At 57.9% G+C, this 13,829-nt stretch carries 11 protein-coding genes, 1 pseudogene and 1 other annotated feature; of the genes and pseudogenes, 8 read left to right on the forward strand and 4 right to left on the reverse strand.

Going from position 1 to position 13,829, the window contains the following annotated elements:
- Positions 1-258 precede the first annotated feature (258 nt).
- The 3 genes from VSX58_RS02990 to rnm all read right to left on the reverse strand — a co-directional run bounded on the left by VSX58_RS02990 (position 259) and on the right by rnm (position 3,289).
- Positions 259-1,566 (reverse strand): nitrate- and nitrite sensing domain-containing protein, encoded by a 1,308-nt coding sequence (locus VSX58_RS02990; RefSeq protein ID WP_327616749.1) that lies wholly within the window; start codon positions 1,564-1,566, stop codon positions 259-261.
- A gap of 138 nt (positions 1,567-1,704) precedes the next feature.
- Complete coding sequence (locus VSX58_RS02995; protein ID WP_327616750.1) at positions 1,705-2,325, reverse strand: L-threonylcarbamoyladenylate synthase; 621 nt, start codon at positions 2,323-2,325, stop codon at positions 1,705-1,707.
- A 79-nt stretch (positions 2,326-2,404) separates the two neighbouring features.
- Entirely contained in the window at positions 2,405-3,289 is an 885-nt protein-coding gene (gene rnm, locus VSX58_RS03000; RefSeq protein WP_407654835.1) for an RNase RNM, read from the reverse strand.
- 378 nt (positions 3,290-3,667) lie between these two features.
- Positions 3,668-3,771 (forward strand) — a sequence feature (Trp leader region).
- A 29-nt stretch (positions 3,772-3,800) separates the two neighbouring features.
- Between rnm and VSX58_RS03005 the strand changes: the two genes are divergently transcribed.
- The 5 genes and pseudogenes from VSX58_RS03005 (at position 3,801) to trpA (ending at position 10,534) form a co-directional block, all read left to right on the forward strand.
- Positions 3,801-5,363, forward strand: coding sequence for an anthranilate synthase component 1 (locus VSX58_RS03005; protein ID WP_327617051.1), 1,563 nt, complete (start codon positions 3,801-3,803; stop codon positions 5,361-5,363).
- Positions 5,363-6,999 (forward strand): annotated as a pseudogene (trpD, locus tag VSX58_RS03010) (bifunctional anthranilate synthase glutamate amidotransferase component TrpG/anthranilate phosphoribosyltransferase TrpD). Before VSX58_RS03005 ends, trpD begins: the two are co-directional and overlap by 1 nt.
- A gap of 7 nt (positions 7,000-7,006) precedes the next feature.
- Positions 7,007-8,368 (forward strand): bifunctional indole-3-glycerol-phosphate synthase TrpC/phosphoribosylanthranilate isomerase TrpF, encoded by a 1,362-nt coding sequence (trpCF, locus tag VSX58_RS03015; protein ID WP_327616753.1) that lies wholly within the window; start codon positions 7,007-7,009, stop codon positions 8,366-8,368.
- Positions 8,369-8,537: 169 nt separating this feature from the next.
- Positions 8,538-9,728 (forward strand): tryptophan synthase subunit beta, encoded by a 1,191-nt coding sequence (trpB, locus tag VSX58_RS03020; RefSeq protein ID WP_327616755.1) that lies wholly within the window; start codon positions 8,538-8,540, stop codon positions 9,726-9,728.
- Complete coding sequence (gene trpA, locus VSX58_RS03025) at positions 9,728-10,534, forward strand: tryptophan synthase subunit alpha (RefSeq protein ID WP_327616756.1); 807 nt, start codon at positions 9,728-9,730, stop codon at positions 10,532-10,534. Before trpB ends, trpA begins: the two co-directional genes overlap by 1 nt.
- A gap of 258 nt (positions 10,535-10,792) precedes the next feature.
- Here the strand turns inward: trpA and ompW are convergent, their stop codons facing one another.
- Positions 10,793-11,425, reverse strand: a complete 633-nt coding sequence (gene ompW, locus VSX58_RS03030; protein WP_327616758.1) for an outer membrane protein OmpW — start codon at positions 11,423-11,425, stop codon at positions 10,793-10,795.
- A gap of 331 nt (positions 11,426-11,756) precedes the next feature.
- Between ompW and VSX58_RS03035 the strand changes: the two genes are divergently transcribed.
- The 3 genes from VSX58_RS03035 (at position 11,757) to VSX58_RS03045 (ending at position 13,803) form a co-directional block, all read left to right on the forward strand.
- On the forward strand, positions 11,757-12,116 hold the full coding sequence (locus VSX58_RS03035; RefSeq protein ID WP_327616759.1) for a YkgJ family cysteine cluster protein: 360 nt from the start codon (positions 11,757-11,759) through the stop codon (positions 12,114-12,116).
- 100 nt (positions 12,117-12,216) lie between these two features.
- Entirely contained in the window at positions 12,217-12,969 is a 753-nt protein-coding gene (locus VSX58_RS03040) for a YciC family protein (protein ID WP_327616760.1), read from the forward strand.
- A 267-nt stretch (positions 12,970-13,236) separates the two neighbouring features.
- Entirely contained in the window at positions 13,237-13,803 is a 567-nt protein-coding gene (locus VSX58_RS03045) for a septation protein A (RefSeq protein WP_327616761.1), read from the forward strand.
- The last annotated feature ends 26 nt before the right edge of the window (positions 13,804-13,829 follow it).

The raw sequence follows: 13,829 nt of genomic DNA on the forward strand, positions 1-13,829 counted from the left end.
TATGGACGCCGTTATCCGGTTAACCCGTAACATACCGCCGTTGGCCTGTTACCGATTAATGATGTTTAGTTGTTACCGTCAGGTAAAAGCAAGGAGTGTGCCAGAAGTCACATTTCGGTAAGCGTTATGAAGGTTGCGGGCGTTATGCGGCTAAAAAACCGCATAACGCCCGGTATTTGTTAATCAGAAACAGCGAAAGACCGTCAGCCTTTGCACCGCCGCCGAACAAAATACGCACCTTTTGTGTGCATATGGTTTTTAAGGCCTATCCTGGAAAACGTCCGCCACCGCCAGCATCGCCGTGGCGATCTCAAGCAACTTTTTATTTTGATTCATCGCCATCTTGCGCAGGGTTTTGTACGCCTCTTCCTCGCTTAAGCCGCGATGCTGCATCAGCAGGCTTTTTGCACGGTCGATATGTTTTCTTTCATTCAGCGTTTCGCGCAACGTCGCCAGTTCGTGATCCAGCGCCTGTAAACGCCGCGACTGACGCTGGACCAAAGAGAGCAGCGAACGCCCGAGCTGAGGCCGGACGCCATCGCTATGCAGCCAGCCGTGCGGCGCGCTTTGCCCGTCCGGCTCGACGCCGGCCATCTCATGGCCGGCGATAAATACCGAATATCCCGGATCGTCGTTTTCCGTCGCGGATATCAGGCTTTCTATGTCCGCCATCTGCTCGCTATTCGCCCGCTCGGCGGCGGCGATGCGATCGCGGCAAAGCTGCATCAGCGTCTGCTCCAGGCCGTCTTCAAGCCGTTTCATTTCATCGATGCGCCGCGTGGAAAGGTCGAACCAGCGCAGGCTGCCCTCCTCTTGGCGTTTTTCCGCGGCGGCGCTGCGGGTACAGGCAATACGGCGCAAGCGTTCAAATTCGCTATCCGTGGTCATCTGTAGCCAGCATTGCCGGTTGCGCTCATCGGCGAAATCCGCAAAGGTAGCAAAGCAGCGATCCTGTCGTTCAATCAGATCCAACAGCTTTTGCCGGGTATTTTCATCAAAGACGCCCGAGGCGAAGGCCGCCGCGCCGATCGCCCGCTCCTGCCCGGCGAACTCCTTGCCCTGCATAAAGCTGAACATGGCGATCAGCGCCCGCGAAATCACCGGCTCCGCCGCCGTATCGGAAACGTCGAACACCAGCGAGAGCAGGTTGCGGATAATATCGTTAAAAAAGGTCATCGCCTGCGGCAGCGGCAGCCGCTGCCGGCGAACCTGCTGACGCAGGGAGGGCAGCAGGCTCAGCGCATAGATAACGCTGGCGACGCGGCTGAACAGGCGGCTGGCCTGCGGCAAATCGGCCGCCATGGTTTCCAGGCGCTCCAGATGCGCCATCAGCGGCTGCTGCGCCTGCGCCACTTCCCGCTCCCGCAGCCTCAACTCATCGGCGAACAGGCGGCCGTCCGAGCAGAGAAACAGGTTGGAGGTGCCGCGCTCGCGCTGCAGCATATGCACCAGTTGGCTGATCTTGCCCACCAGTTCGCCGCTTTGCAGCAAATAACGCAGACTATTCAACTCGCACTGGCGCGAAGCAAGCAGGAAACGGATCGTGGTTGAAGGGTCTGCCGTCATCGTTCTCACTCCTGAAACATCACCGGCGGAATGATGCAATTAACACGCCAGCGACAAAAATGGTTCGAGCTGTGCTATCGGCACGCCCCGGCCGTTCGATCAGGACAACCCTGTTGCGCGCGGATGCCCGCGCCATGCCTACAGAAACGGCGCGATATCCCCGGTTCCTTCGCGGGCGATGCGCGGCGTGGATTCGGTCAGGTCAATGACCGTGGTCGGCTGCTGGCCGAGAAAGCCGCCGTGGATCACCAGATCGACCTGTTTTCCCAGGTTTTCCTGGATCTCTTCCGGATCGGATTCGGCGAAATCATTGCCCGGCAGCATCAGCGTGGTGGACATTAACGGTTCATTCAGCGCGGCTAATAAATCCAGCGCGATGGGATTGGACGGCACCCGCAGGCCAATAGTCTTGCGCTTCTCATTCATCAGGCGGCGCGGCACTTCCTTGGTGGCCTTGAGAATAAACGTGTAGTTGCCCGGCGTATTGTTTTTAATCAGACGGAACGCGGCGTTATCGACATAGGCATAGGTCGACAGCTCCGAGAGATCGCGGCACATCAGGGTAAAGTTGTGGTTGTTATCCAGATCGCGGATACGGCAGATACGCTCCATCGCATTTTTATCACCCAGCATGCACCCCAGCGCATAGCCGGAGTCGGTGGGATAGACAATCACCCCGCCTTTATGCAGAAAATCCACCGACTGATTGATCAACCTCGGCTGGGGATTCTGCGGGTGAATATAGAAAAACTGACTCATGACGCTACCTCGTACTTCTGTAATACGGGAAAACGCGCGCTTCCCCGCGTAATCGGCAATAGGGTGATCGCCGCCGGAACTATTCCGCCGGCCTCTCCGCCAGCGCCGGATGTCGCCATACGGGCTCCACGTCGGCGGGCAGCCACAGTTTGCGCCCCAATTCGATCCAGGCGCAAGGCTGATGAAAATCCGACCCCTGCGAAGCCAGCAGGCCAAACTCGCGGGCATAGCGGGCAAGCTGCGTCCGCTCGTTCGGCGCCTGCTGACACTGCGCCACTTCCATGGCGATGCCGCCGCTATCCGCAAATCCGGCCAACAGGCGCTTCAGCCATTTGGCGGTTAAATCATAACGCCCCGGATGCGCCAACACCGCCACGCCGCCGGATTGGTGAATGACATCAACCGCTTGCTCTATTGTACACCACTGCGGCGGGACGTATCCGGTTTTCCCCTTGGCCAAATATTTTTTAAATACTTGATTGATATTGGCCGCGACCCCCTGCTCCACCAAAAAACGGGCGAAATGGCCGCGGGTGATCTGGCCGCCCGCCGCCAGGCGGTCCGCGCCCTCCAGCGCGTCGGGAATACGCGCTTTCGCCAGACGCAGCGCGATCTGCTCCGCTCTCTCCCGCCGCGACCGCGCCTGGCTCAGCAGAAGCCGGCACAGGGCCGGATGGCCGATATCCGTACCCAGCCCCACAATATGAATTTCATGATTTTCCCAGAGCGTCGAAATTTCCACGCCGGGGATCAGGCGCAGCGGCAGCGCCTGCTCGTCAATGGTTCGCTGCGCCTCGGCCAGGCCGTCGGTGGTATCGTGATCGGTAATCGACAAGACGCCGACGCGCATCGCGACCGCCCGGTTGACCAGCTCGGCCGGCCTCAATACGCCATCGGACGCCGTGGTGTGGCTATGCAGATCGTAGAGCGGGAAAGACGATAGCGGTTGAGGTTCTTGTGACACAGCGATTTCCATTACGGGATGAATTGCGGTTCGAAGCCCACTATGATGCCATCAATGCGCCGCTAATAGTAATATTAGAGCGATGCCAATTGGTATATTTACCCTCCGGCGTAACCAGCGACACGCCCGCCGGCAGGAGCGCCGCGCCGTTCCCGGCCGCCGCCAATGCCAGTAAAGTATGAATGTCGTCTGCCGCAGGAGCCGGTTTAGCGCTAGCGCATAAACCCAGCCAATAGCTTACCTTCCAGCAACATTAAGCGGCGATAAAATTATATTATCCCTGTTATTGACTTTCGGCGCGCGAACCAGTTTACTAGTACGCAAGCTCAGCATACAAACGGCGAGATGATGATAATGGTCATGCGAAACACGATGAAATCAGGTTGGTGGCGCTCTTCCCTTACGCGGGCGGAGTAATCACGCATAGCTATTGTCATACATGCAGATATTCCCAGGCCCGCTTATTAAGCGGGCTTTTTCATATATGGGCAAAATAACACAGGTAGCAATGATGCAAACGACACAACCCAAACTGGAGCTTCTGCGTACCGAGGCCATTTACCGCAATGACCCCAGCGCCATTTTCCACCAGCTCTGCGGCGCAAGACCCGCCACGCTGCTGCTGGAATCGGCCGCTATTGAGAGTAAGCAAAATCTGAAAAGCTGGTTAATCGTCGATAGCGCGTTACGCATCACCGCATTCGGTCGGCAGGTCTCCGTGCAGGCGCTGACCGCCAACGGCGCCAGTCTGCTGCCGCTGCTGGATAAGGCGCTGTCGGCCGAGGTCGTTATCGAAGCGCATCCCAACGGCCGCGAGCTGACCTTCCCGCCGGCGGATAATATGCAGGACGAAGACTCCCGCCTGCGCTCGCTATCGGTCTTTGATGCGCTGCGCGCCATTCTGAAGCTGGTCGACAGCCCTGCCGACGAGCGCGAAGCCATGTTTTTAGGCGGACTGTTCGCTTACGATCTGGTCGCCGGTTTTGAGACATTGCCGGAACTGAGCCGGCAGCAGCGCTGCCCGGACTTTTGCTTCTATCTGGCGGAGACCCTGCTGGCGCTGGATCACCAACGGCAGACCGCCCTCCTGCAGGCCAGTCTCTTTACGCCGGACCGCGCCGAACGGCAGCGCCTGCAACAGCGGCTGGCGCAATTGCAGCAGCAATTGCGCCAGCCGGCGCCCGCGCTGCCGCATCAGTCCATCGACAGCATGACGCTCGGTTGCAACCAGAGCGACGAAGACTATGCCGAGGTTGTCGCTCAGATGCAGCAGGCCATCCGCGCCGGTGAGATTTTTCAGGTGGTGCCTTCCCGCCGTTTTTCGCTTCCCTGCCCGTCTCCGCTCTCCGCTTACCAGGTTTTGAAGGACAACAACCCCAGCCCTTACATGTTTTTCATGCAGGATCGAGACTTTTCGCTGTTCGGCGCCTCGCCGGAAAGCTCGCTGAAATACGACGCCGACAGCCGTCAGATTGAAATTTACCCGATCGCCGGCACGCGCCCGCGCGGACGCCGCGCCGACGGCTCGTTGGATCGCGATCTCGACAGTCGCATTGAGCTGGAGATGCGTACCGACCATAAAGAGATGGCCGAACACCTGATGCTGGTCGATCTGGCGCGCAACGACCTGGCGCGCATCTGTCGCCCCGGCAGCCGCTATGTGGCCGACTTAACCCAGGTCGACCGCTACTCTTTCGTTATGCATCTGGTCTCCCGCGTGGTGGGTACGCTGCGCGAGGACCTGGATGCGCTGCACGCCTATCGCGCCTGCATGAACATGGGCACGTTGAGCGGCGCGCCGAAAGTCCGCGCCACGCAGCTTATCGCCGCCAGCGAGAAAACCCGGCGCGGCAGCTATGGCGGCGCGGTGGGCTATTTTACCGCCCACGGCGATCTGGATACCTGTATTGTGATTCGCTCCGCCTATGTGGAGGACGGCATCGCCACGGTTCAGGCCGGCGCGGGCGTGGTGCTGGACTCCATCGGGCAGGCGGAAGCCGATGAAACGCGAAATAAAGCGCGGGCCGTTCTACGGGCCATCGCCAGTGCGCATAACGCGAAGGAGCTGTTCTAATGGCGGATATATTACTGCTCGATAATATCGATTCATTCACCTACAACCTGGTGGATCAGCTGCGCTCCAGCGGTCACCGGGTGGTCATTTACCGCAACCATCTGCCGGCCGAGACCATCATCGACCACTTAAAGAAAATGGAGCGGCCGGTATTGATGCTCTCCCCCGGTCCGGGAACCCCGGCCGATGCGGGCTGTATGCCCGAACTGCTGCGGCGTCTGCGCGGTCAGATGCCGATTATCGGCATCTGCCTCGGCCATCAGGCGATTGTGGAAGCCTACGGCGGCCACGTCGGCCGGGCCGGCGAAATTCTGCACGGCAAAGCCTCCAACATCGACCATGACGGACAGGCGATGTTCCAGGGCTTACCGCACCCGCTGCCGGTGGCGCGCTACCATTCGCTGATCGGCAGCGATATTCCGGCCGAACTGACCGTCAACGCCCACTTTAATCAGATGGTGATGGCGGTGCGTCACGACGCCGACCGCGTGTGCGGCTTCCAGTTTCATCCTGAATCGATTTTAACCACCCACGGCGCGCGTCTGCTCGAACAGACGCTGGACTGGGCTTTGGCTTAACGTTGGCTTACAAAGAAAAGAACAAAAGAAAGGACACCATCATGCAAGAGACGTTTTCCCTCGCAGAAATACTTGAAAAGTTATATCAAGCTAAAGTTATCAGCCAGCAGGAGAGCCAGGCGCTGTTCGCCGCCATCGTCCGCGGCGAACTTGAACCCAGCCAGCTGGCCGCCGCGCTGATCAGCATGAAAATTCGCGGCGAACGCCCGCAGGAAATTGCCGGCGCGGCGACCGCCCTGCTGGCCGACGCGCAGCCTTTCCCGCGCCCCGACTACCCGTTCGCCGACATTGTCGGCACCGGCGGCGACGGCACCAACAGTATCAATATTTCCACCGCCAGCGCGTTCGTCGCCGCCAGCTGCGGTTTGAAGATCGCCAAACACGGCAACCGCAGCGTCTCCAGCCGCTCGGGATCGTCCGATCTGCTGGCCGCGTTCGGCATCCGCCTTGATATGCCGGCCGAGCAGGCGCGCCAGGCGTTGGATGACTTAGGCGTGTGCTTTTTGTTTGCGCCGCAGTATCATCCCGGATTCCGCCATGCGGCGCCCGTCCGCCAGCAGTTGAAAACCAGAACGCTGTTTAACGTACTGGGGCCGCTGGTTAACCCGGCCCGTCCGCCGCTGGCGCTTATCGGCGTTTATCGTCCGGAGCTGGTTCGACCTATCGCCGAGACGCTGAAGGTGCTGGGGTACCGGCGCGCGGCCGTGGTGCACGGCGGCGGAATGGATGAAGTCGCGATTCATGCGCCGACGCAAGTCGCCGAATTGCGCGACGGCGATATTACCGCCTACGAGCTGACCCACAAAGATTTCGGGCTGGATACCTTCCCGCTCTCGGCGCTGCAGGGCGGCTCGCCGGAAGAGAACCGCGATATTCTGGCCGCGCTGCTGCAGGGTAAAGGCCGGCCGGCGCATGAAGCGGCCGTCGCCGCCAACGTGGCGCTGTTGCTGAAGCTGTTCGGGCAGGAAGATTTGCGTCAAAATGCGCAGCAGGCGTTAGAGGTGATTCATAGCGGACAGGCCTACCGGCGCGTAACCGATCTGGCCGCAAGAGGATAAAGAAGTCATGCAGGAAACCATTCTGAATAAAATAGTGCGTGATAAGGCCGTATGGGTTGAAGCGCGCCAGAAAGAGCAACCGCTGTCGACCTTCCGGCATGATGTGGTGCCCAGCCAGCGCGATTTTTACCAGGCTTTGCGCCGAAATAAGCCGGCGTTTATTCTGGAGTGCAAAAAAGCCTCGCCGTCAAAAGGGTTGATTCGCGACGATTTCGACCCGGCGGGTATCGCCCGGATTTATAAAGACTACGCCTCCGCGATATCGGTGCTGACCGACGAAAAGTATTTTCAGGGTGATTTCGCATTTCTGCCGCTGGTTAGCGCGGCGGTGCGGCAGCCGGTGCTGTGCAAAGATTTTATTATTTCGGAATATCAGATCTACCTGGCGCGCTATTACCAGGCCGACGCCATCCTGCTGATGCTCTCGGTGCTGGACGACCGGCAGTATCGTCAGCTTTCCGATCTGGCCCATAGCCTGAAGCTGGGCGTGCTGACCGAAGCCAGCAATGAAGAGGAGCTGCATCGGGCGATTAAGCTTGAAGCCCGGGTCGTGGGCATCAATAACCGCAACCTGCGCGATCTCTCTATCGATCTGAACCGCACTCGCCAGCTCGCCCCCTTGCTGCCGGACGGCGTGACGATCATCTGCGAGTCAGGTATTTATCGCCATGAACAAATTCGTGAATTAAGTCAGTTCGCCGACGGATTCTTAATCGGCAGTTCGCTGATGTCCGAACCCGACCTGACGCTGGCGGTGCGCCGCGTCATCCTCGGCGAAAATAAAGTTTGCGGCCTCACCCGCCCGGAAGACGCTCAGGCCGCCTATCAGGCCGGCGCGCTATACGGCGGATTGATTTTTGTCGCGTCCTCGCCGCGGCATGTTTCGCCGCAGCAGGCTAGCGCGGTGGTAAAAAGCGCGCCGTTGCGCTATGTCGGCGTGTTTCGCGACGAACCGGTCGAACGCATCGTCAGCCTTGCCGGCGAACTGCAGCTGGCGGCGGTGCAGTTGCACGGCAACGAAGATCGGCAAACCCTTTCTCTGCTGCGCGAACGGCTGCCCGCCGCCTGCCAAATCTGGAAAGCGTTAAGCATGTCCGGCGGATTACCGGAAAGAGACTTGCCGCACGTCGATCGCTATGTGTTGGATAACGCGCAAGGCGGCAGCGGCCAAACATTCGACTGGTCGGTGCTTAAGGGGCAGAATCTGGACAATGTGCTGCTGGCCGGCGGACTCAACGCCGACAACTGCGCGCAGGCGGCCCGCCTGGGGTGTGCCGGATTGGACTTTAACTCCGGGGTGGAAAGCCAGCCGGGAAAGAAAGATCCGCATAAAATCGCGGCGGTTTTTCAACAGTTACGGACGCTGTAAGCCCCGGCAGCACCGCATACCGGTCGCTAAGCCGATTTTTAGGGGAAACACCGGGGGAGCTTCCCGTAAGGACGCCTCGCCCCGGTGGTCGCCCCGGGTATCTCGATGCTCAAACCATCGACATTACCGGCATCGCCGCCCTTTTAAATAGATAAAAAACAGGAATATTATGACATTACTCAATCCTTATTTCGGTGAGTTCGGCGGGCAGTATGTGCCGCAGATCCTCATCCCGGCCCTGCGCCAGCTGGAAGAAGCGTTTGTCAGCGCGCAGCAGGATGCCGAATTCCAGGCGGAATTTATCGATTTACTGAAGAACTACGCCGGCCGCCCGACCGCCCTGACCCTGTGCAAAAACCTGACCTCAGGGACCCGCACCAGGCTATATCTGAAACGCGAAGACCTGCTGCACGGCGGCGCGCATAAGACCAACCAGGTGCTGGGGCAGGCGCTGCTCGCTAAACGGATGGGGAAAACGGAAATCATCGCCGAGACCGGCGCCGGACAGCACGGCGTCGCCACCGCCCTGGCCTGCGCCCTGCTGGGGCTGAAATGCCGCATCTATATGGGCGCCAAAGACGTCGAACGTCAATCCCCCAACGTATTCCGCATGCGCCTGATGGGCGCTGAAGTGATACCGGTTCACAGCGGCTCCTCCACGCTGAAAGACGCCTGTAACGAAGCGCTGCGCGACTGGTCGGGCAGCTACGAGCGCGCGCACTACCTGTTGGGCACCGCGGCGGGCCCGCATCCGTTTCCGACCATCGTGCGTGAATTTCAGCGCATGATCGGCGAAGAGATCAAAGCGCAGATGCTGGAAAGAGAGGGCCGGCTGCCGGACGCGCTGCTGGCCTGCGTCGGCGGCGGCTCCAACTCCATCGGCATGTTCGCCGACTTTATCGATGACGCCGGCGTTCGTCTGATCGGCGTGGAGCCGGCCGGGCTGGGCATTGAAACCGGGCAGCACGGCGCGCCGCTCAAGCATGGCCGCGTAGGGATCTACTTCGGGATGAAGTCCCCGATGATGCAGACCAGCGAAGGGCAAATCGAAGAGTCCTACTCGATCTCCGCCGGACTAGATTTCCCGTCCGTCGGCCCCCAGCACGCTTACCTCAACAGCATCGGCCGGGCCGACTATGTCTCCATCACCGACGACGAAGCGCTGGAAGCCTTTAAAGAACTCTCCCGTCACGAAGGCATTATTCCCGCCCTGGAATCTTCTCACGCCCTTGCCTACGCGCTGAAAATGATTAAGCAGGAGCCGGAGAAAGAGCAAATCCTGGTGGTCAACCTCTCGGGCCGCGGCGATAAAGACATATTTACCGTTCACGATATTTTAAAAGATCGGGGAGAAATTTAATGGAGCGCTATCAGCACTTATTCAAACGTCTCGGCGACAAAAAAGAAGGCGCGTTCGTCCCCTTTGTGACGCTGGGCGATCCTTCGCCGGAGCAGTCTCTGAGAATTATAGATACCCTGGTGGCCGCGGGCGCCGATGCGCTGGAGCTGGGCATCCCCTTTTCCGATCCGCTGGCCGACGGGCCGACGATTCAGGCCGCCACGCTGCGGGCGTTCTCCGCGGGCGTCACGCCCGGCCAGTGCTTTGAACTGCTCGCCGCTATCCGCCGCAAATACCCGGAGATACCGATCGGCCTGCTGATGTACGCCAATCTGGTGTTCAGCAACGGTATCGACGCCTTCTATCAGCGCTGCGAACAGGTCGGCGTCGACTCCGTGCTGATTGCCGATGTGCCGGTTGAAGAGTCGGCGCCTTTCCGCGCGGCGGCGCAGCGCCATAACATCGCGCCAATCTTTATTTGTCCGCCCAACGCCGATGACGACCTGCTGCGCGAAATTGCGTCCTATGGCCGCGGCTACACCTATTTGCTGTCGCGCGCAGGGGTCACCGGCGCGGAAAAACGCGCTCAGCTGCCGCTTCATCACCTGGTTGCCAAATTGCATGAGTACCATGCGGCCCCGCCCATTCAGGGGTTCGGTATCTCCGAGCCGTCCCAGGTGCGGGAGTCGCTGGCGGCCGGCGCCGCCGGCGCGATTTCCGGGTCGGCGATCGTGCGGATTATTGAAAAGAACCAGCATAACCCCGAGGAGATGCTGTCTCAGTTGCATACTTTTGTCAGCAATATGAAGGCGGCGACGCGCTCATAATATTTTGCCGTTCGATGTATGAAAAACGGATTTGCTGACAAACCCATCTGTCAGAAAGAGATACCCGGGGCGACCACGGGGGCGAGGCGTCGTAAGCGGGAACCTCCCCCCGTGTTTCCCCTACAAAAACGCGTGAGTTTTTGAACGCCGCTGGCGGCGGCCCGCAGGGCGAGTCCCGCTACGGGATGAGTAATATCTGACTTTGTCTACAGTCTGACGGCGGATAAAAATCCGCCGTTTTTCATTCGGCGCTCACTATTAAAAACGATAGCCGACGCCAAACATAAATACCCACGGATCCAGACGGGTATCGATCGTCTGCCGCTGGCCTCCGGCGTTAAATTTCACATCGGTATCGATATCCATCCACCACAACGACGCGTTAATCAGCCAGTTTTCATCCAGATTGTAATCCAGGCCGGCCTGCGCGGCGACGCCCCAGGAGTTTGTCAGGCTCAGATCGCTTAAGCCGTTGCTTTTGCCCCGATCGTTGAACTTTTCATCGAAGAACATAGTGTAGTTCACCCCCACGCCGAGGTATGGGCGAAGCTTGTCGGCTTTTTCGCCGAAGTAGTACTGCGCCATCAGCGAAGGCGGCAAATGGCTGACTTCGGCAATGGTTCCGACGCCGTTCAACCCGACCTTATGATTAAACGGCGTCGCGGCCAAGAGTTCCACGCCGATGTTGTCCGTAACCAGGTAGCTGAATGTCAAACCCAGTTGGGTATTGTTATCCACTTTAAATGACCCCAGACCCAAGACATTGTCGGAGCCTTCCACCGGACGGACGGTAGCGGTTCCGGCTCGAACAATGATATCTCCGGCCTGATGAGCCTGCGCAAATGACGGCAACAGCGCGGCCGCAATAAGTAACAAAGACGCCTTTTTCATTACCCACTCCCTTTATATGGTTTAAATTTCGAGCAAAATATACCTTTACGCCGCCATTCTTGTTTTAACCCAGATCACATCTTTTAAAGACATTTCGTAAAAATCGAACCTAATCAAACATGCGCAACTAATTAAAAATAAAGGAATTGATTTAAATCAAATTAATGAAAATGCGCATAACGTGCTCTCCTGCGAAAATGCGCTGCCAAAGCGCGTATTTCGGCGCTAAATTTTCAGCAGCCTTGCGGCGGGCGCTCAGGGGTAAGCCACGCCGCGGAGGCCTGAGAAATAACGGGCGATGCTATACCGGTTGAGGGAGGTAGACAAAAAAATGAGCGATAACGTCTGCATGAACTGCGGCGCTTGTTGCGCTTATTTTCGGGTATCTTTTTACTGGGCGGAAGCGGATGATGGCGCTGGCGCGGTGCCCGTCACGCTGACGGAACCGCTTACGCCGTTTTTGCGCTGTATGCAGGGAACCAATGGCAAAACGCCTCGATGCGCCGCATTGACCGGCGATATCGGCGAAAATGTCAGCTGTTCTATCTACCTTAACCGTCCCTCCCCCTGTCGCGAATTTATGCAATCAGGAGAAAACGGCCGGCTCAACGAGGCCTGCGACCGCGCCAGAGCCCGCTACGGCCTGCCCGCGCTGCCCGTCAGGATAGCAACGCCGTCAACGGAATCATGATAAATCCACGCATCGCCACCCGCGCGGGGTGCCACAGCCTGGCGTAACAGGTTACAATTAAAGGCTAATATCACGGCCCATTTTTTCTCAAGGAGTTTGCATGCCTATCACGGCCAACCTGTTGTACCGTGACACAATGAATTTTACGCGTAACCAGCTCGTCACTATTTTGATGATGTCGCTGCTGACCGCGTTCATTACTGTCATTCTGAATCATGCCTTCGCCCCCGGAAATGAAGAATTGCAGATGCTGAATAACGTGGGCGGCGATCTCTCCTCCTCCGTCGAGCTGGGCGTTATGGACATGATCCAGCAAATGACGCCGGAGCAGCAGGTGGTGCTGCTGAAAATGTCCGCTGCGGGCACTTTTTCCGCCCTGGTCGGCAACGCGATCCTCACCGGCGGCATTCTGATGCTGATCCAGCTGGTATCCGCCGGCAACCGCACTAGCGCCTTACGGGCGATCGGCGCATCCGCGCCCATGCTGCCCCGCCTGTTTATTCTCATCCTGCTCTGCACGCTATTCGTGCAATTCGGCATGCTGTTTCTGATCGTTCCCGGCGTACTGTTGGCTATCGCATTCAGCCTGTCGCCGATTATCGTCGCCACCGAAAAGCGCGGCGTATTCAGCGCCGTCAAGGCCAGCGCCAAACTGGCTTATGCCAACCTGCGCGTAACGGCGCCGGCGGTGCTCCTCTGGATACTGACTAAAATCGCCATCCTGCTGCTGGCGACAAAAATTCCGGTATTTTCGCCGACCGTGCTTGCCGTGCTGGTGAATGGCCTAAGCAATCTGATATCCGCTATCCTGCTTATCTACCTATTCCGTCTGTATATGCTGCTTCGCGCTTGATCTATGCCCAATGGTTTTAGGGGCGGCCGCCCTTGCCGCTGGTCGTGAATTCATCGCTGCCTGAGGTGGGAAATCCGCTGAAATAAGATTGGGCGGGACGGGCGGCGGCCCTGAAGCGAAGGGGCCGCCGGCGCGGCCAATCGTAATTTTCTGCAAATTATTGCGATATCAAGAGAACGGCGCATCACAATGAAGGATAATGCAGGCGGTTATCGGATAACGCTTTGCGGTTATCACCAATAAATCATTTGGCGATGGATTGACATAATGAAACAACTTATTGATTTTATTCCACTTATTGTTTTTTTTACTTTTTATAAACTCTACGACATTTATATAGCGTCGGGCGCGCTGGTCGCCTCGACCGCGCTGGCGCTGATCGTCACCTGGGTGATTTACCGCAAAATAGAGAAGATGACGCTGATAACCTTTGCCATGGTGGCTATTTTCGGCACCATGACGCTGGTGTTCCACAACGATGAGTTCATTAAGTGGAAAGTGACCATTATTTATACCCTATTTTCCGTCGCGCTGCTGTACAGCCAGTTCGTGATGAAGAAAACGCTGATCCAGCGCATGTTGGGGAAAGAGCTCACCCTGCCGCAGTCCGTATGGGGAAAACTTAATTTCTCCTGGGCCATGTTCTTTCTGGTGTGTGGATTATTAAACATCTATATTGCCTTCTGGATGCCGCAAAGCGTGTGGGTCAACTTCAAGGTCTTTGGTTTAACCGGGGTTACCCTGTTGTTTACGCTGATTTGCGGCGTTTATATTTATCGCCATTTACCCGGCGACAGGGAAAAGTCGGAAGAAAATGGCGGCGAGCACCGCTAATGCGCGCTTGATAAAAACGAGTCAAC

Origin of the sequence: Brenneria populi, from assembly GCF_036016195.1 — a bacterium.
GTDB classification, from domain to species: Bacteria; Pseudomonadota; Gammaproteobacteria; order Enterobacterales; family Enterobacteriaceae; genus Brenneria; species Brenneria populi.

Coding starts and splice junctions, on each gene's coding strand:
- VSX58_RS02990 (WP_327616749.1), bottom strand. CDS start 1,566: ATGACGGCAGACCCTTCAACCACGATCCGTTTCCTGCTTGCTTCGCGC.
- VSX58_RS02995 (WP_327616750.1), bottom strand. CDS start 2,325: ATGAGTCAGTTTTTCTATATTCACCCGCAGAATCCCCAGCCGAGGTTG.
- VSX58_RS03005 (WP_327617051.1), top strand. CDS start 3,801: ATGCAAACGACACAACCCAAACTGGAGCTTCTGCGTACCGAGGCCATT.
- trpCF (WP_327616753.1), top strand. CDS start 7,007: ATGCAGGAAACCATTCTGAATAAAATAGTGCGTGATAAGGCCGTATGG.
- trpB (WP_327616755.1), top strand. CDS start 8,538: ATGACATTACTCAATCCTTATTTCGGTGAGTTCGGCGGGCAGTATGTG.
- trpA (WP_327616756.1), top strand. CDS start 9,728: ATGGAGCGCTATCAGCACTTATTCAAACGTCTCGGCGACAAAAAAGAA.
- ompW (WP_327616758.1), bottom strand. CDS start 11,425: ATGAAAAAGGCGTCTTTGTTACTTATTGCGGCCGCGCTGTTGCCGTCA.
- VSX58_RS03035 (WP_327616759.1), top strand. CDS start 11,757: ATGAGCGATAACGTCTGCATGAACTGCGGCGCTTGTTGCGCTTATTTT.
- VSX58_RS03040 (WP_327616760.1), top strand. CDS start 12,217: ATGCCTATCACGGCCAACCTGTTGTACCGTGACACAATGAATTTTACG.
- VSX58_RS03045 (WP_327616761.1), top strand. CDS start 13,237: ATGAAACAACTTATTGATTTTATTCCACTTATTGTTTTTTTTACTTTT.